This window comes from Yoonia maritima, from assembly GCF_002933395.1.
GTDB classification, from domain to species: Bacteria; Pseudomonadota; Alphaproteobacteria; order Rhodobacterales; family Rhodobacteraceae; genus Yoonia; species Yoonia maritima_A.
Map to the genome: position 1 here is coordinate 581,701 of NZ_PKFN01000007.1, position 22,273 is coordinate 603,973.

Genomic DNA, 22,273 nt, shown 5'->3' on the forward strand with positions numbered 1-22,273 from the left:
TGAAATATAGGAAAATGCGCCGTACTCTCAAGGGCTGGTTATACGAAGCGTTAAGTCATTTTGCAGATAACCTTGTCCGGGAGTATTCAAAAGGGGTGCGAAATGTATTTACGTAAAGTTGAAGGACCGCGGTCTGTTACCTTGCCTGATGGATCAGTGATGACGCGCGCTGATTTACCAAGCGAGAACACGAGGCGTTGGGTCGCATCGCGCAAGGCGGCTGTTGTTCGGGCTGTCGCCGCGGGATTAATTCTGCGCAAAGAGGCATTGGAGCGGTATGGATTGTCAGATGAGGAGTTTTCCGAATGGGAGAACGCCGTCGCACATCACGGGGAGGGCGCATTGAAGGCGACAGCGTTACAACGTTATAGGCAACCTTGAGTTGAATTGCTATGGGAAATTATGTGGTAACGGGTGGTTAACCATTCGGTGTTTAGGTTAACAAGACAAACGATAGAGCGGAGAACCCCAAATGCGTGTCTTGCTGGTCGAGGACGACCCAACAACATCCAAAAGCATCGAATTGATGCTGACCCATGCCAACCTAAACGTCTATGCGACTGATCTTGGTGAAGAGGGGATCGATCTTGCGAAGCTATATGATTACGATCTTATCTTACTTGATCTGAATCTGCCGGATATGAACGGCTATGAGGTACTGCGTCAGCTACGCCTTAGCCGGATTGATACGCCAATCCTTATCCTGTCGGGCGATGATGGTACCGAAAGCAAGCTCAAAGGGTTTGGCTTTGGTGCGGATGACTATCTGACCAAACCTTTCCACCGCGAAGAACTTGTTGCACGCATTCATGCGATTATTCGACGCTCTAAGGGGCACGCGCAGTCCATTATCAAAACGGGTCGCATTGACGTTAATCTAGATGCCAAAACGGTGAGCGTGGGCGCAAGCACGGTGCATCTGACAGGCAAGGAATACCAGATGCTCGAACTTCTGAGCTTGCGTAAAGGAACGACACTGACAAAAGAGATGTTTCTGAACCACCTTTACGGCGGGATGGATGAACCTGAACTTAAAATCATCGATGTTTTCATCTGTAAGTTGCGCAAAAAGCTGAGCGAGGCCACTTCAGGTGAAAACTATATCGAAACAGTTTGGGGGCGTGGATATGTTCTACGTGATCCTGAACCGGTATCTCAAGTCGAACCAATAGCGGTGAGCGCGTAAAACGCGCAGCCGTTTTTGAATCTCAGGTTTTATTTCGGCACTGATAGCCTCTGGACGACAAAGAGCTGGTTGCCTAAGAATTGCACCGTTCGCCGGCCGATGCCGGTTGTGAAATTCCGGGGGCCTACGTGGTACAAAAAACGCATACTCGTCAGAATGATACAGCCCATTTGTCGGTTGATAAACTGTCTGCTGAGCAAGCTGAAAAAGAACTTTTGGTATTGGCAAAGCAGTTAAGCGCAGCCAATACCGCGTACCATCGCGATGATACGCCGGATATCTCAGATGCAGAATATGACCAGCTAAAGCGACGAAATTTGGCGATCGAAAACGCCTTTCCTGCATTGAAACGCGCTGACAGCCCCAGCGATCAAGTCGGTGGGGAGGTCGCAGACGGATTTGGTAAAATTCAGCATGTCATACGCATGTTGTCACTGGGCAACGCTTTTACCGACGAAGACGTTGATGATTTCGATGGTCGCATCAGAAAATATCTTGGCCTTGGAAGTGATGCGCCACTTTTATATACCGCCGAGCCCAAAATCGACGGGCTGTCCCTGTCTATACGATATGAACATGGGCGTTTGGTACAGGCGGCCACCCGTGGGGACGGTGCCGTTGGTGAGAATGTTACTGCAAACGCATTAACGATCACCGATATTCCACATGAAATACAAGGTGCGCCAGACGTTTTGGAGGTCCGCGGCGAAGTCTACATGAGCCACGCCGATTTTGAAGCTTTAAACGAACGGCAGGCAAGTATCGGCGCAAAGGTTTTTGCAAATCCGCGAAACGCAGCCGCCGGATCTTTGCGGCAGCTTGATGCGACGATCACCAAAACTAGGCCGCTGCGGTTTTTTGCATATGCGTGGGGTGACCTGTCAGCGCCGCTTGCGGATACGCAGTTCAAAGCAATTCAACGGCTCTCTGAACTTGGGTTTTCAACAAATGGCCTGACAGCTAAATGTGATGGTCCCGAGGACATGGTTGCGCATTACCACAAGATTGAAGAGCAGCGCGCGACTTTAGGCTACGATATTGATGGCGTCGTTTATAAGGTTGATAACTTAGATTTGCAGCGTCGGCTGGGCTTTCGGTCTACCACGCCGCGTTGGGCGATCGCACATAAATTTCCTGCCGAATTGGCGTGGACAAGACTGGAAGCCATCGACATTCAGGTTGGCCGGACGGGGGCATTGTCGCCGGTCGCGCGGCTGGCGCCAGTCACGGTTGGCGGTGTGGTCGTGTCAAACGCGACGCTTCATAACGAAGATTACATACTTGGTGTGGGGGGTGACGGTAACCCGATCCGTGATGGTCGTGATATTCGAGTGGGTGATTGGGTACAGATCTACCGTGCGGGTGATGTGATTCCGAAAATCAAAGATGTAGATGTCGCGCGGCGTGATCAGGATGCAGAACCATATGTGTTTCCTGATACCTGCCCTGAATGCGGGTCTGCCGCAATTCGCGAAGAAGGTGACGCTGTTCGCCGTTGTGCCGGGGGGATCATTTGCCCCGCGCAAGCCGTTGAAAAGCTAAAGCATTTTGTGTCTCGGGGGGCGTTTGATATCGACGGTCTGGGTGCAAAGCAGGTTGAACAGTTTTATGCTGACGGCTGGATCGAAACACCGGCCGATATTTTCACCCTGCGCGCGCGTTTTGGTGGCGGGATGCAACAACTGAAGAACCGCGAAGGATGGGGCGAGAAAAGCGCGAATAACGTGTTCGATGCAATTGATGAAAAAAGAAAAATTCCTCTAGGGCGTTTGATTTTTTCATTAGGCATTCGGCACGTTGGCGATAGCTCTGCGAATTTACTTGCTAATCATTACACGTCTTGGCGTAACTTCGAAACGTCCATGACAAGCGCACAAATTGGCGAAGGCGCGGAGTGGGATGAACTGACAGGCATTGATGGTGTTGGCGTGGTGATGGCGACCTCACTCATTACTGCAATGCAGCAAGATGCAGAGCGCGCATCAATTGATCGATTGGTGGCTGAACTCGAGGTTCAGGATGTGGTTGCAGCGACAACGGACAGCCCTGTCACTGGAAAAATTGTCGTATTCACGGGGACGCTTGAGAAAATGACGCGCGCCGAGGCCAAGGGGCGTGCAGAAGCCTTGGGTGCTAAAGTTTCGGGATCCGTAAGCGCGAAAACTGATATCTTGGTTGCAGGTCCCGGTGCTGGATCAAAGGCAAAGAAAGCTGCTGATCTTGGCGTTGAAACAATGGATGAAGACGCCTGGCTTGCCCTGATTGGCGACGCATGACCGGCCGGCCAGAGGTTCTGTTCCCGCTGTTTGGTGCGCTAACCAAATTGGATGGGGTTGGCCCGAAGACGGCCCAAATACTTGATGCCGCAGGGGTAACCAAACCTCGCGATCTATTGATGACCTTGCCTATGTCTGGCGTTGACCGACATCGCCGGGCGTCAATCCGCGAGGTTGTTGCGCCAGCAGTAGCAACGGTAGAGGTGACTGTAGGCGAGCATTACCCGCCGAAAACGCGTGGTCGTCCGTATCGGGTGAATGTCTCTGATGCGGAGACTTCGTTTCAGCTGGTCTTTTTCCACGCACGTGGGGATTACCTGCAAAAAATTCTTCCAACTGGGCAAAAACGCGTTGTTTCGGGCAAGCTTGAGATTTTCGATAGCGTTGCACAGATGGTCCATCCCGACCACAGTGTGACCTTGGACGAGGCAGACGAAATTCCAGCGTTTGAACCTGTTTATCCGTTGCATGCTGGCATTACGCAAAAATTGATGTACCGCGCGACGCGGTCTGCTTTGGATATGGCCGCAGATTTACCAGAATGGATCGACCCAGAGCTAAAGAAGCGTGAAAACTGGCCCAATTGGCACGATGCATTGGTTGCTGTTCATAGCCCAAAGGCCGCGACCGATCTTTCTCCACATGATCCCGCGCGCCAGCGATTGGCCTATGACGAATTGCTTGCGCACCAGATGACGCTTGCGTTGGCGCGTGCGGTTACTCGGCGGGCAAAAGGGCGGCAGTCGATGGGCACGGGTGTGCTGGCGGCTAAGGTGTTAGCGAATTTGCCGTATAAGCCAACAGATGCTCAGACGCGGGCCGTTGCGGAAATTAACGCAGATCTCGCGTCAGCGTTTCGGATGAATCGCCTTCTTCAGGGTGATGTCGGCGCGGGCAAAACCTTGGTCGCCTTCCTTGCGCTGCTCGCGGTCGTCGAGGCTGGCGGGCAGGGCGTCATGATGGCCCCGACAGAGATTTTAGCGCGCCAGCACCTTGAAGGCTTACAGCCACTTGCCGAAAGTGCGGGGATCAGGCTCGACCTTTTGACCGGACGCGATAAGGGCGGAGAGCGTGCGGCAAAGCTGAGCGCATTGGCTGATGGAGAAATCGCGATTTTGGTGGGCACCCACGCGGTGTTCCAAAAGGACGTTGTTTTCGACGACTTGCGCCTGGCCGTCATAGACGAACAGCATCGTTTTGGTGTGGCGCAGCGCATGGAGCTTGGTGAAAAAGGTATCGCGACCGATGTGCTGGTTATGACGGCGACACCAATTCCACGGTCGCTAGCCTTGGCCCAATATGGCGACATGGATGTTTCGGTCTTGGATGAAAAGCCGCCCGGACGAACACCAGTACAAACGGCCTTGGTTTCGACATCGCGTATGGATGAAGTGGTCGAAAAACTGCGTCACGCGGTCAGCGAAGGGCGACAGGCTTATTGGGTTTGTCCGTTGGTCGAAGAAAGCGAATTTGTCGACATGACTGCCGCCGAAGAGCGGTTCAAACGCCTGCGGACAGCACTAGGCGAAGGTGTCGTCGGGTTGGTGCATGGCCAAATGCCGCCCGCGGAAAAAGACGCCGCCATGGCGCGGTTTGTGTCCGGCGAAACCAAAGTTTTGGTGGCTACAACCGTGATCGAGGTTGGTGTGAACGTCCCAAATGCATCAATCATGATGATTGAACGGGCAGAGAGCTTTGGTTTGGCGCAGCTGCACCAGCTACGCGGACGGGTGGGGCGCGGATCAGCGGCATCGACATGTCTACTACTTTACCAAGCACCGCTCAGTGAAACCGGACGACGTAGGTTAGAAATTTTGCGCGAAACGGAAGATGGGTTCAAAATTTCCGAGGAAGATCTTGCTATGCGTGGGGCGGGTGACGTAATTGGGACGGCGCAATCGGGTATCCCGCGTTTCAGGATTGCGGATCTTGAACGTCAGGCTGGACTGATGGCGCTTGCCCAAACAGACGCGCGTAAATTGTTAAACGACGATCCAAAACTTCAATCAGAACGCGGGCAGGCGGCCCGAACACTGCTTTGGCTGATGGAGCAGGAAAAATCTATTCGTTTAATATCAGTTGGTTAGGTATTTTGTTCTCAAATGTTCCCAAAAAGTTCTTTACCGAAGGTTAATTCCATGAGAACAAAGTGGCAACAGAACAAAGGAGCAACAAAATGGCTAAGGAAATCAAAGACGTTATTGTCCGGTCCCGTGACACGATTATCTCTGATGCGCTTGGCGTTGTTGCTTTGATGGTCATGTTGTTTGTCGGATTATCCCTACCCGGATTAGTCTGACGTGCCTGCGCGACGCGGGTTTGGTTACCCTCACATTGCACTGTCCCACATACGCAATGCTGAACGACCTGCCTGTCTAATATCCTGAACGGGGTTTTGCCTCTCCCGAAGGAAGTTTGACCGAACCCGTGTCGCGAAAAACCTGCCGCCGCCACTCTGTCCCGGGTGTGCGGCGGTTTTTTATGCGTCTGTCTTAGAAGCTTCGAGCGCATCAAGCGTTGCATCAAACGCAAGTAGGATTGAAGCGTGGCGGTTCTTGTAGTCTTTTGCAGGCTGTAGAACCTCAAGATCGTTGAACGGGGCAGCAGGGACCGCACCGTCGTTCTTGAGCATATCAAATAGCTGATCACGTCCTGCTTTGATCTGCCCGGGTGTTAGGCCAACGATATTTGCCCCAACCACCGCCGCTGCCGCCTGACCAAGCGCGCATGCTTTTACGTCTTGGCCGTAGTCGGTGATAACCCCGTCGTCTAATTGGACATCAACCGTCACCGTCGATCCACAAAGTGGCGCGCGTTTTTTTGCGGTTGCAGTCGGCGTATTGAGTCGGGTCGTTCGTGGCATATCCGCTGCCAACGCCAGAATCCGACCGGAATAGAGTTTGATCATATCTGTTTCTGCTGACATCGCGTTTGCCCTTCTGAACGGTCCCCCTTAGATAGTCCGAAGACATTCAGTTGCAAAGGGTTTCGCCATGTCATTCGATCCAAACAGTTTGAAATACAATGACGCAGGGCTGATCCCCGCGATCGCCCAAGACAGCGTTTCCGGCGAAGTCCTGATGATGGCATGGATGAATGCCGAAGCTGTGGCCAAGACGTTAGAGACTGGTCGCGTGACTTATTGGTCCCGTTCGCGTCAAGAATTCTGGATTAAAGGCGAAACAAGTGGGCACACGCAGGAATTGGTTGCGTTTAAAATCGACTGTGACCGTGACTGCCTATTGGTTGAGGTGAAGCAGGTAGGCGCGGCCTGTCATACTGGCCGTCGGACCTGTTTCTTTACTGCGGTTGTTGATGGTGAAGAAGTTGTGACGGAAGCGCCTTTGGAGCCGTAGGAATGCGCTCCGCGCGGGAGTATTTTTAGCAAGATGATGGGGGAAATCCGACCATGCGGCGTATGTCGTCTGGTGTGGCGCCTTCGGCACGATATTTTGATAGGGCCTTTGATTTATCGATTTTTGCTAAACGCTTACCACTATCGTCGGTTATCAGTGCATGGTGGTGATATTGCGGGGTCCGCCATCCTATGATGTTTTGCAGCAGAACCTGAAAGGGTGTTTGTGCCCACAAATCCATACCGCGCACGACATGCGTGACTCTTTGCAGCGCATCATCGTGTGCACAAGCGAGATGATAGGCCGGATTGCCAGTGTTTTTTCTGATGAGAACGGTGTCGCCTATGTCGTTGATAAGCTGATCTGGGGTGATGTGATGTTTGATGGGCGCACCGGATGAAAGCTCGACAAACGTCATAGTACGATCGCGTTGTTCCAAGGCCGCGCTAATGTTTAGCCTGATCGCATCACCGGGTTGCGCGTCATTCATTGTGCGGTGCCGACAGGTTCCTGGATAAACAAGCCCTTCGACACCGGGCATTGCCCCAGCATCTTGGATATCGCGCCTTGTGCAAGAGCAAGGGAATACCAACTGGCGCTTTGCCAGTTGTTCAATGACGCCGTTATAGTCGGCCGTATGATCTGATTGTCGCCGCACAGGCAGCGGCCAATCTAGTCCCAGCCAGTGAAGATCGTTATAAATGGCTTGCTCGAACGCGGGTCGGGCGCGGGTGCTGTCAGTGTCTTCAATGCGCAGCAGCGCGGTTCCGCCGTGCCTTGCTGCAATATCCCAAACCGTCAGAGCAGAATAGGCGTGCCCGAGATGCAATGGCCCTGTGGGCGACGGGGCAAACCGCGTGATCATTTACACGGTCTGGGCGAGCCACGCCTGCCAATCTGACTTGGCGCGATCTGTGTAACCTTTGTAACGCTCTTTACGATTTCGACGCCCGTTTTTCGCACCTTCGAGAGGTGGGAACAGGCCGAAATTGACGTTCATGGGCTGGAACGTCTTTGCCTCTGCGCCGCCGGTGATATGCGTCACCAGCGCGCCCATGGCGGTCGTGTTTGGAACCGCGGGCAGCGTTTTTCCTGTGAGCTCGGCGACCGCAAGGCGCCCAGCAAGTAGACCCATCGCAGCGCTTTCTACATAACCTTCAACGCCAGTAATCTGCCCGGCAAAGCGGATATTCGGGCGCGAGCGCAGGCGCATTTGTTCATCAAGTAGCGTTGGCGAGTTGATGAATGTGTTCCGATGAATGCCGCCAAGCCGTGCGAATTCGGCATTCTCAAGAGCAGGAATGGTTTTAAATACAGCCTTTTGCGCGCCGTACTTCATTTTTGTTTGGAACCCGACGATATTGTACAATGTGCCAAGCGCATTATCGCGACGTAACTGAACGACCGCATATGGCTTGTTCTCGGGATCATTAGCGTTCGTCAGGCCAACAGGCTTCATCGGGCCAAAACGAAGCGTCTCGCGTCCACGCTCTGCCATTACCTCAATAGGTAGGCAGCCGTCGAAATAGCCCGCAGTTTCGCCTTCTTTGAATTCTGTCTTTTCGGCGGCAAGAAGCGCGTCGATGAACGCCTCGTACTGATCTTTATTCATCGGGCAATTGAGGTAGGCGGTCCGCTCTTCCTCGGTCTCACCTTTATCATAGCGTGACTGCATCCATGCCACATCCATATTGATGCTTTCATGGTAAACAATCGGAGCAATTGCATCAAAGAATGCAAGTGCTTCGGCACTGGTTTCGGCTTGGATTGCCTTTGCCAAACTACCCGATGTCAGAGGGCCGGTTGCGATGATCCAATTTCCGTCGTCAGGCAGGCTGGTAATTTCATCATATGAAATTGAGATGTTCGGATGCGATTTAAGCGCGGCGGTCACGCTTTCCGCAAATGGGTCACGATCCACGGCTAATGCGCCGCCCGCAGGCAAACGGTGCTTTTCAGCTGTTTGCATAATCAACCCATTGGCTTGACGCATTTCCCAGTGCAACAAACCAACGGCATTTTGTTCGTGATCATCTGACCTGAATGAGTTGGAACATACCATCTCGCCCAAGTTGCCAGTACGATGGGCAAAGGTTTCTACCTTCGGTCGCATTTCGTGAACGACAACCTGTAGCCCTGCGTTTGCAGCCTGCCAAGCAGCCTCTGATCCGGCCATGCCGCCGCCGATGATGTGTAATGTCTGATCCATCGTTCTGACTTAATCGGCAGACCAAGAAATGAAAAGCCCCGGGATGTGACACCCGGGACATATTCAGTATTCGCGTTGATAATAGATCAACACGCTTAAAAGCGATCAAGAGAGAATGAAGCCTGCTCCATGAAGGAACGTGTATCAGTCAATGTTCCGCCAGTAGCGCCAAAGTTGTAGTTAAGGTTGAAGCCGACATAAACTTGTGGGTCAGCAGCCGTATAGTTTGTGTCTCCATCGTTTGCGGTGATACCTAGACGGCCAAGCTCTGCATTAATGCCGACCCCATTACCAAAATCATAACCTGCGCTAATCGCGACATCAGTTACTGTCGCTTCGATCACGGTACCACCGGTCGTTACGCCATAAGACGGAGAAAAGGCATCATACCGGGCGCCAAAAGTAACGCCTTGCGCAGTAGCAAAGTCAACGGACATGCCGCCGAATGTGTAGTCTTCATCATCATAGGCTGTTAGATCTGTAACGCCGTAGTATGCCTCGAAACCGGTGCTGCCTGAGCGCATTCCGAATTCCAAGCCAACAATGTTAATGTTATCGCTCACTGCATCAGTGGATTCCGTTGCAACGAATAGACCGATTGCTGACGTCGGCGTTGATTTGTAAAGCGCGTGCAATGTTAAGTTTGTCGTATCATAGGTGCCCGCATCGATGGCATAGGAATCGCCGCTGTGATTGTACAAACCAAAGCTTGCACCGACGGAAAAGGCCGGCGCAATTGAAAACTCTGCGGTTCCTTCGATCGTGGTTTGGATGCCGTCTTCGCCGTCGTCAGTTAAAAGCGCTGTGCCCAATTCAATGGACGCTGCGCTAAGTTCAACGCTTTGAGCGAAGGCTGGTGTCATGCCTGAGCTGATAAGAAGTGTGGCAAGTGCAATTTTCAAGGTCATGGTTCCTAAAGCCTTATGGGAATTATAGACTCATCTATAAATTGTTTTTCTGAGCGAACTAGGTTGCTCGCTATTTTACAGCTGAATGTTCCAATTTAGCCACAAAAAAGCCTGCCTGAACTCGATCTATCAGGCAGGCGTATCAGCTTTGAAATAGGGGGTAGTAGGTTAGTCGTCGGTTTCGGCATCCTCGTCGCCTTGATCGGCAATCCATGCAACGCTGACCACAGTTTCACCTTTGCCCGTATCGAATACTTTGACACCACCTGCGCCGCGTGACCGGAAGGAGATACCTTCGATTGGAACCCGGATAGACTGACCAGTGGATGTCACCAGCATGATCTGATCTGACATTTCCACTGGGAACGATGTAACCAGTGGGCCGCCGCGCATTGCTTTGTCCATCGCTGCAACGCCCATGCCGCCACGTCCGCGAACAGGGTAGTCATGGCTGGATGACAGTTTACCAGACCCTTTGGATGTGATCGTAAGGATCAGGTTTTCAGCGGCCGACATTTCGGCATAGCGCTCTTGGCTGATTGCACCTGCGACTGCGTCTTCTTCGTCATCCGTTTCCGCATCATCGGCCAAACCAGCCATCGCGCGACGCATTTTTAGGTATGCGGCACGTTCATCGGCCTCGGCCTTAAAGTGGCGGATGATCGACATCGAAACGACCTTATCCTCGCCTTGCAGCTTGATGCCGCGCACACCAACCGAAGCGCGCGAGTTAAAGACGCGGACATCTGTAGCAGGGAAGCGGATTGCACGACCTGAATCGGTGACCAGCATTACGTCATCTTCGTTTGAAGCGATGCGCGCGTTGATTAGCGTCGTTTCAGCATGATCGTCTTCAAACTTCATTGCGATCTTACCGTTACGCATGACGTTCGTGAAATCTGACAGTTTGTTACGGCGGACTGTACCGGCAGAGGTTGCAAAGACGACTTGCAGATCGTCCCATTCGTCCTCGGGGCGGTCAACGGGCATGATCGCCGCGATGGATACACCTTGTGGAATAGGAAGGATGTTGACGATCGCTTTGCCTTTGGCTGTACGGCTGCCAAGCGGTAGGCGCCACGTCTTAAGCTTGTAGACCATTCCGTCTGTCGTGAAGAACAACAGTTGCGTATGCGTATTGGCCACAAAGAGCGTGGTCACCACGTCCTCTTCTTTGGTCTGCATGGATGACAGGCCTTTACCACCACGACGTTGCGCACGGAAATCGGCAAGAGCTGTACGTTTGATGTAACCTCCAGACGTGACCGTCACGACCATGTCTTCGCGTTCGATAAGATCTTCATCGTCCATGTCGCCGGCCCAGTCGACGACTTCGGTGCGGCGAGGCACAGCAAACTGATCGCGGACTTCGTGTAGCTCATCACGGATGATCTGCATGATGCGATCACGTGAACCCAAAATTTCTAGGTATTCCCGTATCTTACCTGCTAATTCTTGAAGTTCATCTGTCACTTCTTTGACGCCAATTTGGGTCAAACGCTGAAGGCGCAATTCAAGGATCGCACGGGCCTGTGTTTCGGACAGGTTATATGTGCCGTCTTCGTTGGCGGTATGGGTCGGATCGTCGATCAGCGCGATATATTCGAGGATCGTTTCAGCAGGCCAACGACGTGTCATCAGTTTTTCACGCGCAGTCGCGGCGTCAGCAGACGAACGGATGGTGGCAACGATTTCGTCGATGTTGGTGACGGCAACGGCCAAACCGCACAAGATATGCGCCCGTTCACGTGCCTTACGCAATTCAAATGCCGTGCGTCGTGCAACCACTTCTTCGCGGAAGTCGATAAACGCAGTCAGGAACGCGCGTAGTGTCAGTTGTTCTGGCTTACCGCCGTTCAGCGCAAGCATGTTACAGCCAAAGTAAGTTTGCATCGGCGTAAAGCGGAACAACTGGTTCAGCACGACCTCGGCCGTGGCGTCTCGCTTTAGTTCAACAACAACCCGAACACCATTACGGTCAGATTCGTCTTGGACATGTGCAATGCCTTCGATCCGCTTTTCGCGGGCAGCTTCGGCGATCTTGTCGATCATCGCGGCCTTGTTCACCTGATAGGGAATTTCGTCGATGACGATTGCGTAGCGATCTTTGCGAATTTCTTCGACGTGCGTTTTTGAGCGCACAACGACAGAACCGCGGCCTTCAAGATAGGCTTTACGCGCACCGCTGCGGCCCAGAATGATCCCGCCAGTTGGGAAGTCAGGAGCAGGGACGTATTCGATCAATTGTTCGGATGTCAGGTCCGGTTCGTCAATCAGCGCTAAAGTGGCAGTGATCACTTCGCCCAAGTTATGTGGCGGAATGTTGGTCGCCATACCAACAGCAATACCGCCAGCACCGTTGACCAGCATGTTCGGAAAACGTGCAGGTAAAACAGTGGGTTCGCGGTCTTTGCCGTCGTAGTTGTCTTGGAAATCAACCGTGTCTTTGTCGATGTCGGCCAGCAGGAATGCAGCGGGCTTATCCATCCGGACTTCGGTGTAACGCATCGCAGCGGCGCGGTCGCCGTCCATCGAACCAAAGTTACCTTGCCCATCAAGCAGCTTTAGCGACATAGAGAAATCTTGGGCCATCCGGACCAAAGCGTCATAAATCGCACTGTCACCGTGAGGGTGGTATTTACCCATAACATCGCCAACAGAACGCGCTGATTTCCGGTAAGGTTTGTCCGACGTGTTACCGCTTTCGTTCATACCATAAAGGATACGGCGGTGTACTGGCTTTAGCCCATCGCGCAAGTCGGGGATCGCACGACTTACGATCACGCTCATTGCGTAATCAAGATAGCTGGTTTTCAGCTCGTGCTCGATGGTAACCGCTGGCCCGTCATAAACATAACGTGCTGGCGTGTTTTCGTCATCGTTTTCAGGGGTTTCTGGAGTATCGTTCACGTGGACCGCCTGTTGTTATTCTTACTGCTATATCTCGTTCAGTATACCTTATCAGACACTTGATATAGGGTGCAATGGGCGATGCTGGGTTGGCGAATTGGGGGCAGTTAGTGACGCCTAACGTATTGTTTTTATTATCCAAGTTTCCGCAGAAAATTGGATATTTTTTGTAGTTAAAATTTGGGGCAGGAAATCGTGGTGATTTTCCTGCCCCAAAGCATTATCCAGCGCGTTTGATCATGCCGAACAAATCACGAGGATCATCTGGGTCTGCAACCAGATCAATATCGACATAAAATGGCGTGTCTTTGATCTGCTGATGGACATAGCGAAGGGCGCTAAAGTCCTCGATCGCAAAGCCAACACCGTCGAACAGGGTGACCTCTGACGCGGATGTGCGGCCCGGCGTTGTGCCTGTGATAACCTGCCAAAGCTCTGTGACCGGGTGGTCTTCGGGCATTTGCTGAATTTCGCCTTCGATCCGCGTCTGTGGAGGGTATTCAACGAATACGGTTGATCGGGCGACGATATCGCGGTGAAGCTCTGTCTTGCCGGGGCAGTCGCCGCCGATAGCGTTGATGTGGACGCCCGCGCCAACCATGTTGTCGGTCAGGATTGTTTGCATATCCTTATCCGCCGTGGCCACGGTGATCACATCAGCGCCCTGAATTGCTTCTTCCGGGGTTGCGCAGGACGTTATGGTGAACCCAAGGTCGGCCAAGTTTGCCGCACATTTTTTGGTTGCTTCGGGATCGATGTCGTAAAGGCGAATGTCATTGATCCCACAGACAGCCTTGATCGCGAGGCATTGAAATTCTGACTGCGCACCATTGCCAATCATGGCCATGGTTTTTGCGTCAGGCGACGCAAGGTGTTTGGTTGCGACCGCAGACATGGCACCTGTGCGTAAGGCGGTCAAAACCGTCATCTCTGAGAATAGAACCGGGTATCCTGTGTAAACATCTGACAGCACGCCAAATGCTGTAACTGTCTGTAGGCCTTCCTTCATGTTTTTCGGGTGACCGTTTACATACTTGAAGCCATACAGTTCACCGTCAGATGTCGGCATCAGTTCGATCACGCCAACGTCTGAATGACTGCCGAGGCGTGGCGTTTTGTCGAACAGTTCCCAGCGGGCGAAGTCGCGTTCAATTTCGCGCGCCAGATCAGCCATAAAGGTTTCGATACCGATGCTGTGGATCAGTCGCATCATATTGTCGACGCTGACGAATGGAACCATCGCGAGTGGTGAGGCTTTGAGTGTCATTGGTGGCTCCGGGTTGGGCGGTCAAATACGCGGCGGCCTAGCAGGGATGCTGTCAGGTCTACCATTAGGTTTGCGGTCTGGCCGCGATCATCAAGAAACGGATTAAGCTCAACCAGATCAAGCGAGGTCACGAGACCGGAGTCCGAGAGCATTTCCATGACGAGATGGCCTTCGCGGACAGTGGCGCCGCCGGGAACAGTTGTTCCAACCGCGGGTGCGACAGATGGGTCTAGGAAATCCACATCAAGCGACACATGCAGCATTCCGTTGACCGCTTGGACCTTATCCAAGAAAGCCTGCAGCGGGGCGCTGATCCCTTGTTCGTCGATCATGCGCATATCCACCAGCATCACGTCGCCATCGTCTAGAACGGCATGTTCAGCGGCATCAACCGACCGCAAGCCAATCATGCAGATATTCGCGGGTTCGACACGCACGGGCAGGGGCGGATAGGCGTCAAAGCCATCACGTCCAGTGACATAGCCCACTGGCGTGCCGTGCAGGTTTCCGCTGTCGGTCGTATCGGGCGTATGGATGTCGCTGTGCGCATCCAGCCAAAGCGCAAAAAACGGTCGGTTCTGTTTGGCTGCGTGGGCGGCCATACCTGCAACAGTTCCAGCTGCAAGCGCATGGTCGCCACCCATGAAAATGGGCATGCCCCGTGGCGCTGCTTCTTCAGCGGCGGCCATGAGGGTTTGTGTCCAGCCGACATTTTCGGCCAGCTTGTAAACTTGTGGGTTTCGGGCAGGCGCGACTTCTACCGATGCGGGGCTCAGGTTGCCGATGTCTTCGACTGTGTGTCCAAGTTCGGTGATCGCCTCTGAGATGCCAGCGGTTCGGTATGCGTCGGGGCCCATGAGGCAACCACGAACGCGTTTTCCGCAGTCCACCGGTGCCCCAATTAAGATGCAGTGTCTTTGTGTCATCCCAAAATTATTGTCCAAAACAACGGCTGGCGGTAGCGCACAAAACGTGCAAAATGAATCTAAGTTGTACAAAGTGGATGGTTAAATTGGACAAACTGGATACCCGGCTGGTCGGGGCCTTGCGTCGAAATGGGCGCGCATCGCTGTCAGAGTTGGCAGCAGAACTTAACGTGACTCGCAGCACCATTCGGACGCGACTTGATCGGCTGGTCGAGGCCGGTGAGATCGTGGGGTTTTCGGTGGTCACCCGTTCAGACGTGCGGCCCGATCCGGTGCGCGGCTTTATGAGCTTGGAAATTGCAGGGCGCGGGGCCGAGAAGATATCAAAAAGCCTAACCCGTATGCCCCAGGTGCAGATGGTTCATTCAACCAACGGCACTTGGGATTTGATCGCGGAAATCGGAACAGCGACGCTTGAAGAATTCGATCAGGTGCTGTCTGCCATTCGCCGCTTAGAAGGCGTCACGCGGAGCGAGACGAGCCTTCTTTTGTCGACGCGCCGCTAAGAACAACTGCGGCAATCCAAAAGCCGACCAAAACGAAAGAGAATATCGCGTTCCATGTCGGCATTGAGAGTGTCAGAAATTCCCAAGACACTTGATCGCACATGATGACTTTGGGGCCTTCGACGGCAAGTAATCCAGCACCATCAAGGCCATTCAATAGCCCGTTGCCTGTGCAGCTGCTGGGGCCTTCCCACCAGTCACGTTCCACGCCCATATGGAAGAAACCGATAGAACCAGTCGTTGCAGCGGCCAATGCGCCAAGCGCTGGCAATAACCATCCACGAATTTTCCAAGCCAATAGGCCGATCACAATCGCGGCCACATGTGGCCAGCGCTGCCAAAGGCACATTGCACAGGGCGGATATCCAAAAAACTGAAATGTAAATGCGCCAGCCATCAATGCCGCTGATCCACCTGCGGCGATAAGAACCATTAAATTACGTGTCATAGCAGCCCCACAATGGCGAACCCGCCCAGCAGAAGAACGCAAAAAGCGATGAAAATAAGCCCAAGTCGGCGTTCGATAAAGTCACGGATAGGTTCCCCAAACTTCCACAAAAGTGCTGCAACCAAAAAGAAACGCAGTGCTCGTGCGATAATGGCGGAAATAACAAATACAGGAAATGACAGTTGCGTCACGCCTGACGCGATCGTGATGACTTTGAACGGGAAGGGTGTGACACCAGCAGTCAGGACAGCCCATGCGCCCCATTCGTTGTACTTTGCGGCGAATTCTTCGAACGCGTGACCTTTCCCATAAAAGTCAAGAATGGGTTGGCCTACGGTCTCCATTAGTGCAAAGCCGATGTAGTAGCCAAACATTCCACCTAACACCGACGCAACTGTCGCAACGGCAGCGATGAGGAACGCGCGTGATGGGCGCGCAATGATCATCGGGATCATTAAAACGTCCGGTGGGATTGGAAAAAACGAAGATTCGACAAATGCAACGACGGCAAGTGCCCAAAGCGCATAGCGTGATTGGGCCAATGACAACGTCCAATTGTAGAGACTGCGCAACATTATAGAACCTTCCTGTATTTTATGCGTTAGGCCACGCTGGCACAGTGGGGTCAAGCTTGTGCCGTTATTGGATGCAGTTAAAATGCCGCATAGGCAACGGGAGACTGGGTGATGAAATGGCAGGGACGCCGCGGTAGTGGCAAAATCGAGGACCGACGACGCGCTGGCGGTGCGCGCAGTGCAGGCGGCATTGGTGGTATTGGCGCTGTCGCTGTCTTACTCATCGGCTGGTACTTTGGTGTTGATGTGAGCCAATTTGTAAACCTTGACGGGGACGGGCAGGGCAGTGCGCAATCAGCTGAACTGACGCCTGCTGATGAACGTGCCGCTGAATTTGTATCTGTGACGTTGGCCGATACAGAGGATGTCTGGACAGATATTTTCCGTCACCAACTAGGGCAGGTCTATAATGCACCAACCTTAGTGTTGTTTAAGGGGCAGACCCAATCAGCATGTGGCGGTGCGTCCGCTGCAACCGGACCGTTCTATTGCCCGCCCGAAAAAAAAGCATTTCTTGATACGGCATTTTTTACGACTCTTGATGATCGTTTCGGCGCGCGGGGCGATTTTGCGGCAGCCTATGTCGTAGCACATGAGATTGCGCACCACGTTCAAAACGAATTAGGTATTTTGGGACAAGCAAATCAAATTCGGCAGCGGTCTTCTGAAGCAGAATCAAATGCGATTTCTGTGCGGATTGAATTACAGGCTGACTGCTTTTCCGGTATCTGGGCACGTGCAGCACGGGAAAAATTTGATAGCCTCGAGCAAGGCGACATTGCAGAAGCAATGAACGCAGCCGCGCAGATCGGCGACGATACACTGCAACGCAATGCCGGACAGCGCGTACAACCGCACACATTTACACATGGAACAAGCGCGCAACGCCAACGCTGGTTTGCGCGTGGTTTCGAGACAGGTAACCTCAGCGATTGCGATACTTTCGGTGCCGCGCGACTTTAATGCAAGAAAATGCATTCGACTGATTGACGTTGCCCGCGGTCCTGTTTAGGAGGTCCGCACTGGCCGATGTGGCGGAATGGTAGACGCAGGGGATTCAAAATCCCCCGATAGTAATATCGTGAGAGTTCGAGTCTCTCCATCGGCACCAGTATTACTTGTTAAGGTGTAGGGCTTATAGGATTAAGTCAGGACAGTGTTCGCATTGGGTCGCCATCGCGCCCAAAGCATGTCTTAACTAGGGTAATTGCTTGCAAACATGAACTTTTTGCGCGGCGGCCCCGAGAATAGGTTGCTTGTATGCGCTGGTGGCTGGTAATTTAACGGTGTTTCCGTTCAGCAGAGAACGGCTTTGTGAGTAAGGTGTTTGAACAGGGGATTTTCGCATGACAGTCGTGAACACATGTTCTGATAGCGCTGCTCTTTGGAGCGTGAATAGACCTGCCAATACGGTTCCTGGAACTGATCCGTCACGGCCAAAAAAAATCGTACCCTGCTTTACACCGGGCACTGCAATTGCAACGCCCCGTGGTGAAATTCTCGTCGAAGATTTGAAGGTGGGCGCGCGGGTGCTCACGCGCGATAACGGTATCCGGCACATCACTTGGGTCGGGCATAAGTCAGTTACGACAGATGACCTTAAAGCGACGCCGGGCATTCGCCCAATTTTCATCAAAGCCGGGGCATTGGGTGATGGTCTGCCTGAACGAGATATGCAGGTATCGCCGTACCACCGGGTGTTGATCGTTTCTGAAATGGCGCAAATGTATTTCGAGCAAAACGAAGTGCTGGTTTACGCAAAAGACCTGACAAAAATTGATGGTGTAAAAATCGGTGCACCGCAGGATCTTACTTATGTGCATTTCATGTGTGAACATCACGAGGTGGTGTTGTCCAACGGCGCATGGACCGAGACATTCCAACCCGGCGATTATTCACTTCGCGGTGTGGACGCAGATCAACGCGAAGAACTGTTCCGGCTTTTTCCGCAGCTTGCCACAATGGAAGGGTTAAAGCAGTATCGTGCGGCCCGTAAAACATTGCAGAAAAAAGAAACCAAAGTTCTGTTTAAATCTTAACGCCCGCGCGCCAATCCGCCCAATCTTGGGGGGTATCTAGGTCTAAACGTGCTTGCGCGCCAAGTGGGACAAGCCGCATTTGATCACGGTGTTTTTTGATAATTTTGGTAGCCCCATTGTCGCCTGACAAATGTAAGAATTCTGAACGTAATGCGTTATCAAAAACAACGGGATGGCCGGGGTTTCCTTTGTGTGTCGCGCCGCGCCAAATAAGGTGGTTTGGGTGAGTGCCAATTACGCAAAGCATGTGAAGCAGATCAGACGTTTGCAAAGATACCAAGTCAGCGAGAATCACCATAAACTTGGAGCACGGTGCCAGCATTGCGACAGATTCCCGTAAGGTTGCGCCGATCCCTTCAGTCGCCTGTGCTATTGCCAAAATCGTAACATCTAACCCTGAAAGCAGTTCTGCTCTTGTGTGATGGGCCGCGGGCAGCGCCACATAGACAGGTTGTTGGGTTGCTATCGCTCTTTTGCACTGGGTTCGAAGAAGAGGTTCCCCATCGACCAATTCGTTTAATTTATCACGCCCATTCATACGGCTTGAACTGCCCGCAGCCAAAATAAGGATCGGACAGTCAATGTTGGTTGTGATCGATAAACGCCCCATTGGCATTGCAAGACCCTAAGGGATGATGCGGGTATATTTTGTGCCTTCAAGCGTCGCGCCAAGTCGTAATCCGGTTTGCGCAAAGACGACAGCAATGACTGGTGACAGCGACGTCGTTGTCTCAGCGCGCAGCATTTCGCTTTGGGCGCTGATTGCATATTCGATATCGGCACCAGCCGCCCAGCCCGGGGATTGACGGAAATCCATCAGCGCATCTTGGGTCATGAAAAACAGAACATGGCTGTATTGCTGGGCACCGATTTGCAGGCCAGCGCTGCCCGACGCGGATGAATAATAGTCGACTGTTGAGTTGCCGATGCGTAGGGCCCCACGTCCAAAGGAACCGCCAAGACCAAGACCGACTTCGGTGATCAACGGCATCACGAGCATACCGCTGGCACGGCTGGCGAGCTGCTGAGTGCCCGGAAACTGCGAGTACATCGCGTTCAATGTACCGTCGACACGTGCATCAATGGTTGCAGGCCCATTGCCGCCAATACCATTACTACATGCCCCCAAAGTCGTTGTTGCCAATGCGCCAAGCGTAAAGCTACGCCTTGTGTAAGTGCTCATTTTTTTCGCCTTATCTGCCATATCTGAAACGTTTATCGTCTCTTATTTCGGGAAGTATAAGTAAATTCTAAGAAGCTGTCACCTGTTGGTTTGTTTGGGGCACGCCAAGACTGTTTCAGCAGCTGATCGACACTATTGATAAATTTCAAAATGTGCTATCTGATCCTCCTGAGGTTGAAGTTTGAAATAACGAGTGCTGCGCGTTGTGAGGGTGGTTTGTAGATGCCGTTAGAGCCAGGAGATGTTCTTTTCGTCGGTTGGGATAGCGATAACGACGATATCGCGTTTATCGCAACCACAGGTCTTTCCGCCGGAGAAGTTATCTATTTCACCGACGATGAGCGCGACGAGACCGGCTTCTTTGGTAGTGAACAAATGATCGAATGGACCGTCCCTGCCGGTGGTGTTCCTGCTGGCACTGTGGTGACAATCGATATGGACCCTGCCGCTGATACAATCAATTTCGATTCCGGAGGCGACGTCGATTATATTAAGGGCGGCTATGATATCGCTGGTCGCAATGAAATGTTTTGGGCGTTCCAAGGAACACGTGACGGGAACGCAATTACCGCAACAAACTATGTCGCGGTTATCGGGAACGAGGCTGACGGCAGTAATACGCAAACGCCAAACCTTACTGGGACCGGGCTTACGACAAGCAACGGGGCGGTCATTATTGATGGTGACGAAGATTATATGGAGTGGACCGCAGACGGTACGCTACCAATTCAACAAGAGGATTTGATCGCATCCATACTTGATTTGGATAATTGGACCACGGCCGATGGAAGGGGGGTCCAAAACACCGGTGGTGGGTTTAATGTGGAAACCCAAAACGTTGTTTGTTTCGCCGGTGGGACAAAAATCGCTACTTGTGAGGGCGCTATCGAAATCGAAAAACTTCGGGTTGGTCAGAAAATCGCGACGCTTGCTGCGGGCGCAGCTAAAATTCGTTGGATTGGTGTGATTAAGCTCTCTAGCGCGGACCTAGTAGCGAATCCAAAGCTGCGACCGGTACGCATTCGTGCCGGCGCATTAGGCAAAGGATTACCCAAGCAAGACCTATTGGTGTCGCGCCAGCACCGGATACTTGTTTCGTCAAAAGTAGCAGAGCGCATGTTTGGCCTAAGGGATGTGCTTATCCCGGCGGTGCGGCTGACAAACCTCCCAGATATATTCATTGACGAAACGATCAATGACATAAGCTATTACCATATTTTATGTGACGATCATCAAGTTGTATTCGCTGAAGGTGCACCTGCTGAGACCTTGTTCTTAGGACGGGAAACGGTGCATTCACTTTCTATCGACGCACAGGAAGAGATCGAGACACTGTTCCCCGGCCTTGTTGGTCAACAATGCCCAACAAGAGCCGCGCAAATGATCGTCGATTTACCTCGGCAACATCGCTTGATTGCACGGCATATAAAGAACAACAAACCTTTGCTGGAAACCTATCGTAACTAACTGTCTATGATGTTAGCGATTCAGAACTTTCGCGGCCTCTGGCGCGAAATAGGTTAGCACCCCATCGCAGCCAGCGCGTTTGAATGCCAAAAGGCTTTCCATCATGACTTGTTCGCCGTTCAACCAGCCATTTTGCACGGCGGCTTGCAGCATCGCGTATTCTCCGCTGACTTGATAGGCGAATGTGGGCACACCAAATGCGTCTTTCACGCGACGGCAAATATCCAGATACGGCATCCCGGGTTTCACCATGATCATATCGGCACCTTCGGAAAGGTCGCGTTCGACAAGGCGCAGTGCTTCGTCTGAATTGCCGGGGTCCATTTGATAGGTGTTCTTGTCACCAGTCAGCGCGGATGACGCGCCAACCGCATCGCGAAACGGTCCGTAGAACGCAGATGCATATTTTGCCGTGTAGCTAAGGATCGTGACGTTTTGATGCTTTTCTGTCTCAAGCGCGTGGCGGATCGCGGCGATACGACCATCCATCATGTCAGATGGGCCTAAAATATCAGCCCCTGCATCCGCTTGCGCCAGCGCCATTTTAACAAGCGCTTCGACCGTACGATCATTCACGATTTCGCCGTTTTCGACAAATCCATCGTGCCCGTTAATGTTGTAAGGGTCTAATGCGATATCTGTCATAACGGCGATGTCGGGTGCTGCATCTTTGATTGCCCGGATCGCTTGGTTCGTGAGGTTGTTCGGATCCCATGCCATGGCGCAATCTTCGGTACGGGCCTCCATACCCGTGTAGGGGAAAAGGCAGATTGCAGGGATGCCCAATGTTTGGGCTTCTATCGCTGCCTTGGCAACGCGATCCACTGTCTTGCGGGTGACGCCCGGCATTGATGCAACAGGCGTTTCGTCGTCTGTCCCATCCATCACAAAAACGGGCCAAATCAGATCATCCACGCTGAATGAATGCTGACGCGTAAGCGCCCGAAGACTTGCGGATTGGCGGTTGCGACGCAGGCGCGCGGCGGGAAAAGGAGCAACAGTAGGTTTCATAGTGTC

22 protein-coding genes and 1 tRNA gene are annotated in these 22,273 nt (G+C 52.6%); 11 read left to right on the forward strand and 12 right to left on the reverse strand.

From position 1 onward, the window contains the following. Positions 1 to 102 precede the first annotated feature (102 nt). The 5 genes from CYQ09_RS04395 to CYQ09_RS18540 all read left to right on the forward strand — a co-directional run bounded on the left by CYQ09_RS04395 (position 103) and on the right by CYQ09_RS18540 (position 5,761). Positions 103 to 381 carry a DUF1153 domain-containing protein gene (locus CYQ09_RS04395; RefSeq protein ID WP_106744193.1) on the forward strand — a complete coding sequence of 93 codons (279 nt, stop codon included), beginning with the start codon at positions 103 to 105 and terminating at the stop codon, positions 379 to 381. A gap of 91 nt (positions 382 to 472) precedes the next feature. Next, the gene (gene ctrA / locus CYQ09_RS04400; RefSeq protein WP_106744194.1) at positions 473 to 1,186 is read left to right on the forward strand and encodes a response regulator transcription factor CtrA; all 714 of its coding nucleotides are present in this window, start codon (positions 473 to 475) and stop codon (positions 1,184 to 1,186) included. Between the two features lie 170 nt (positions 1,187 to 1,356). Beyond that, positions 1,357 to 3,462 (forward strand): NAD-dependent DNA ligase LigA, encoded by a 2,106-nt coding sequence (gene ligA / locus CYQ09_RS04405; RefSeq protein WP_106744579.1) that lies wholly within the window; start codon positions 1,357 to 1,359, stop codon positions 3,460 to 3,462. Beyond that, entirely contained in the window at positions 3,459 to 5,549 is a 2,091-nt protein-coding gene (gene recG, locus CYQ09_RS04410; RefSeq protein WP_106744195.1) for an ATP-dependent DNA helicase RecG, read from the forward strand. The genes ligA and recG overlap by 4 nt, the downstream gene beginning before the upstream one ends. A gap of 89 nt (positions 5,550 to 5,638) precedes the next feature. Continuing rightward, a complete protein-coding gene (locus CYQ09_RS18540; RefSeq protein WP_275425355.1) occupies positions 5,639 to 5,761 on the forward strand; it encodes a hypothetical protein in 123 nt (40 codons plus the stop codon). Positions 5,762 to 5,941: 180 nt separating this feature from the next. Here CYQ09_RS18540 and CYQ09_RS04415 read toward each other — a convergent pair whose 3' ends face one another. After that, positions 5,942 to 6,388 carry an iron-sulfur cluster assembly scaffold protein gene (locus CYQ09_RS04415; RefSeq protein ID WP_106359050.1) on the reverse strand — a complete coding sequence of 149 codons (447 nt, stop codon included), beginning with the start codon at positions 6,386 to 6,388 and terminating at the stop codon, positions 5,942 to 5,944. Between the two features lie 67 nt (positions 6,389 to 6,455). On the opposite strand from CYQ09_RS04415, the gene hisI reads away from it, so the two are divergent. Continuing rightward, positions 6,456 to 6,818, forward strand: coding sequence for a phosphoribosyl-AMP cyclohydrolase (gene hisI, locus CYQ09_RS04420; protein ID WP_106744196.1), 363 nt, complete (start codon positions 6,456 to 6,458; stop codon positions 6,816 to 6,818). A 25-nt stretch (positions 6,819 to 6,843) separates the two neighbouring features. On the opposite strand, the gene gluQRS is transcribed toward hisI, so the two are convergent. The 6 genes from gluQRS to rocF all read right to left on the reverse strand — a co-directional run bounded on the left by gluQRS (position 6,844) and on the right by rocF (position 15,038). Beyond that, a complete protein-coding gene (gene gluQRS / locus CYQ09_RS04425; RefSeq protein ID WP_106744197.1) occupies positions 6,844 to 7,683 on the reverse strand; it encodes a tRNA glutamyl-Q(34) synthetase GluQRS in 840 nt (279 codons plus the stop codon). After that, positions 7,684 to 9,027: a methylenetetrahydrofolate--tRNA-(uracil(54)-C(5))-methyltransferase (FADH(2)-oxidizing) TrmFO gene (trmFO, locus tag CYQ09_RS04430; protein WP_106744198.1), complete on the reverse strand. Its 1,344-nt coding sequence runs from the start codon at positions 9,025 to 9,027 to the stop codon at positions 7,684 to 7,686. 95 nt (positions 9,028 to 9,122) lie between these two features. After that, positions 9,123 to 9,935 (reverse strand): hypothetical protein, encoded by an 813-nt coding sequence (locus CYQ09_RS04435; RefSeq protein WP_106744199.1) that lies wholly within the window; start codon positions 9,933 to 9,935, stop codon positions 9,123 to 9,125. Positions 9,936 to 10,103: 168 nt separating this feature from the next. Beyond that, complete coding sequence (gene gyrA, locus CYQ09_RS04440; protein ID WP_106744200.1) at positions 10,104 to 12,845, reverse strand: DNA gyrase subunit A; 2,742 nt, start codon at positions 12,843 to 12,845, stop codon at positions 10,104 to 10,106. Between the two features lie 220 nt (positions 12,846 to 13,065). Beyond that, on the reverse strand, positions 13,066 to 14,112 hold the full coding sequence (locus CYQ09_RS04445; protein ID WP_106744201.1) for an ornithine cyclodeaminase: 1,047 nt from the start codon (positions 14,110 to 14,112) through the stop codon (positions 13,066 to 13,068). Next, the gene (rocF, locus tag CYQ09_RS04450) at positions 14,109 to 15,038 is read right to left on the reverse strand and encodes an arginase (RefSeq protein WP_106744202.1); all 930 of its coding nucleotides are present in this window, start codon (positions 15,036 to 15,038) and stop codon (positions 14,109 to 14,111) included. Before rocF ends, CYQ09_RS04445 begins: the two co-directional genes overlap by 4 nt. Before the next feature lie 86 nt (positions 15,039 to 15,124). On the opposite strand from rocF, the gene CYQ09_RS04455 reads away from it, so the two are divergent. After that, the gene (locus CYQ09_RS04455; RefSeq protein ID WP_106744580.1) at positions 15,125 to 15,544 is read left to right on the forward strand and encodes an Lrp/AsnC family transcriptional regulator; all 420 of its coding nucleotides are present in this window, start codon (positions 15,125 to 15,127) and stop codon (positions 15,542 to 15,544) included. On the opposite strand, the gene CYQ09_RS04460 is transcribed toward CYQ09_RS04455, so the two are convergent. Together CYQ09_RS04460 and CYQ09_RS04465 are read right to left on the reverse strand one after the other, a co-directional pair. Further along, positions 15,501 to 15,992 carry a disulfide bond formation protein B gene (locus CYQ09_RS04460; RefSeq protein ID WP_106744203.1) on the reverse strand — a complete coding sequence of 164 codons (492 nt, stop codon included), beginning with the start codon at positions 15,990 to 15,992 and terminating at the stop codon, positions 15,501 to 15,503. The genes CYQ09_RS04455 and CYQ09_RS04460 overlap by 44 nt on opposite strands. Further along, the gene (locus CYQ09_RS04465) at positions 15,989 to 16,567 is read right to left on the reverse strand and encodes a YqaA family protein (protein WP_106744204.1); all 579 of its coding nucleotides are present in this window, start codon (positions 16,565 to 16,567) and stop codon (positions 15,989 to 15,991) included. The genes CYQ09_RS04460 and CYQ09_RS04465 overlap by 4 nt, the downstream gene beginning before the upstream one ends. Before the next feature lie 111 nt (positions 16,568 to 16,678). Here CYQ09_RS04465 and ypfJ point away from each other — a divergent pair, with 111 nt between their 5' ends. The 3 genes from ypfJ to CYQ09_RS04480 all read left to right on the forward strand — a co-directional run bounded on the left by ypfJ (position 16,679) and on the right by CYQ09_RS04480 (position 18,606). Further along, the gene (gene ypfJ, locus CYQ09_RS04470) at positions 16,679 to 17,530 is read left to right on the forward strand and encodes a KPN_02809 family neutral zinc metallopeptidase (protein ID WP_106744205.1); all 852 of its coding nucleotides are present in this window, start codon (positions 16,679 to 16,681) and stop codon (positions 17,528 to 17,530) included. A 62-nt stretch (positions 17,531 to 17,592) separates the two neighbouring features. Then, positions 17,593 to 17,678: transfer RNA gene (locus CYQ09_RS04475), tRNA-Leu, on the forward strand. 235 nt (positions 17,679 to 17,913) lie between these two features. After that, on the forward strand, positions 17,914 to 18,606 hold the full coding sequence (locus CYQ09_RS04480; RefSeq protein WP_106744206.1) for a Hint domain-containing protein: 693 nt from the start codon (positions 17,914 to 17,916) through the stop codon (positions 18,604 to 18,606). Here CYQ09_RS04480 and CYQ09_RS04485 read toward each other — a convergent pair. Together CYQ09_RS04485 and CYQ09_RS04490 are read right to left on the reverse strand one after the other, a co-directional pair. After that, on the reverse strand, positions 18,596 to 19,222 hold the full coding sequence (locus CYQ09_RS04485) for a nucleotidyltransferase family protein (RefSeq protein WP_239495845.1): 627 nt from the start codon (positions 19,220 to 19,222) through the stop codon (positions 18,596 to 18,598). The two genes, CYQ09_RS04480 and CYQ09_RS04485, sit on opposite strands and share 11 nt — an antisense overlap. A 9-nt stretch (positions 19,223 to 19,231) precedes the next feature. Further along, complete coding sequence (locus CYQ09_RS04490; RefSeq protein WP_106744581.1) at positions 19,232 to 19,789, reverse strand: YSC84-related protein; 558 nt, start codon at positions 19,787 to 19,789, stop codon at positions 19,232 to 19,234. A 222-nt stretch (positions 19,790 to 20,011) separates the two neighbouring features. Here CYQ09_RS04490 and CYQ09_RS04495 point away from each other — a divergent pair, with 222 nt between their 5' ends. Next, positions 20,012 to 21,256 (forward strand): Hint domain-containing protein, encoded by a 1,245-nt coding sequence (locus CYQ09_RS04495; protein WP_106744208.1) that lies wholly within the window; start codon positions 20,012 to 20,014, stop codon positions 21,254 to 21,256. A 12-nt stretch (positions 21,257 to 21,268) separates the two neighbouring features. Here CYQ09_RS04495 and hemB read toward each other — a convergent pair whose 3' ends face one another. Then, positions 21,269 to 22,267 (reverse strand): porphobilinogen synthase, encoded by a 999-nt coding sequence (hemB, locus tag CYQ09_RS04500; RefSeq protein ID WP_106744209.1) that lies wholly within the window; start codon positions 22,265 to 22,267, stop codon positions 21,269 to 21,271. Between the last annotated feature and the right edge of the window lie 6 nt (positions 22,268 to 22,273).

Coding starts and splice junctions, on each gene's coding strand:
- CYQ09_RS04490 (WP_106744581.1), bottom strand. CDS start 19,789: ATGAGCACTTACACAAGGCGTAGCTTTACGCTTGGCGCATTGGCAACA.
- ctrA (WP_106744194.1), top strand. CDS start 473: ATGCGTGTCTTGCTGGTCGAGGACGACCCAACAACATCCAAAAGCATC.
- CYQ09_RS04445 (WP_106744201.1), bottom strand. CDS start 14,112: ATGACACTCAAAGCCTCACCACTCGCGATGGTTCCATTCGTCAGCGTC.
- CYQ09_RS04415 (WP_106359050.1), bottom strand. CDS start 6,388: ATGTCAGCAGAAACAGATATGATCAAACTCTATTCCGGTCGGATTCTG.
- CYQ09_RS04395 (WP_106744193.1), top strand. CDS start 103: ATGTATTTACGTAAAGTTGAAGGACCGCGGTCTGTTACCTTGCCTGAT.
- CYQ09_RS04435 (WP_106744199.1), bottom strand. CDS start 9,935: ATGACCTTGAAAATTGCACTTGCCACACTTCTTATCAGCTCAGGCATG.
- trmFO (WP_106744198.1), bottom strand. CDS start 9,027: ATGGATCAGACATTACACATCATCGGCGGCGGCATGGCCGGATCAGAG.
- CYQ09_RS04465 (WP_106744204.1), bottom strand. CDS start 16,567: ATGTTGCGCAGTCTCTACAATTGGACGTTGTCATTGGCCCAATCACGC.
- hemB (WP_106744209.1), bottom strand. CDS start 22,267: ATGAAACCTACTGTTGCTCCTTTTCCCGCCGCGCGCCTGCGTCGCAAC.
- gluQRS (WP_106744197.1), bottom strand. CDS start 7,683: ATGATCACGCGGTTTGCCCCGTCGCCCACAGGGCCATTGCATCTCGGG.
- CYQ09_RS04495 (WP_106744208.1), top strand. CDS start 20,012: ATGCCGTTAGAGCCAGGAGATGTTCTTTTCGTCGGTTGGGATAGCGAT.
- CYQ09_RS04460 (WP_106744203.1), bottom strand. CDS start 15,992: ATGACACGTAATTTAATGGTTCTTATCGCCGCAGGTGGATCAGCGGCA.
- rocF (WP_106744202.1), bottom strand. CDS start 15,038: ATGACACAAAGACACTGCATCTTAATTGGGGCACCGGTGGACTGCGGA.
- CYQ09_RS04480 (WP_106744206.1), top strand. CDS start 17,914: ATGACAGTCGTGAACACATGTTCTGATAGCGCTGCTCTTTGGAGCGTG.
- ypfJ (WP_106744205.1), top strand. CDS start 16,679: ATGAAATGGCAGGGACGCCGCGGTAGTGGCAAAATCGAGGACCGACGA.
- CYQ09_RS18540 (WP_275425355.1), top strand. CDS start 5,639: ATGGCTAAGGAAATCAAAGACGTTATTGTCCGGTCCCGTGACACGATT.
- recG (WP_106744195.1), top strand. CDS start 3,459: ATGACCGGCCGGCCAGAGGTTCTGTTCCCGCTGTTTGGTGCGCTAACC.
- CYQ09_RS04485 (WP_239495845.1), bottom strand. CDS start 19,222: ATGCCAATGGGGCGTTTATCGATCACAACCAACATTGACTGTCCGATC.
- hisI (WP_106744196.1), top strand. CDS start 6,456: ATGTCATTCGATCCAAACAGTTTGAAATACAATGACGCAGGGCTGATC.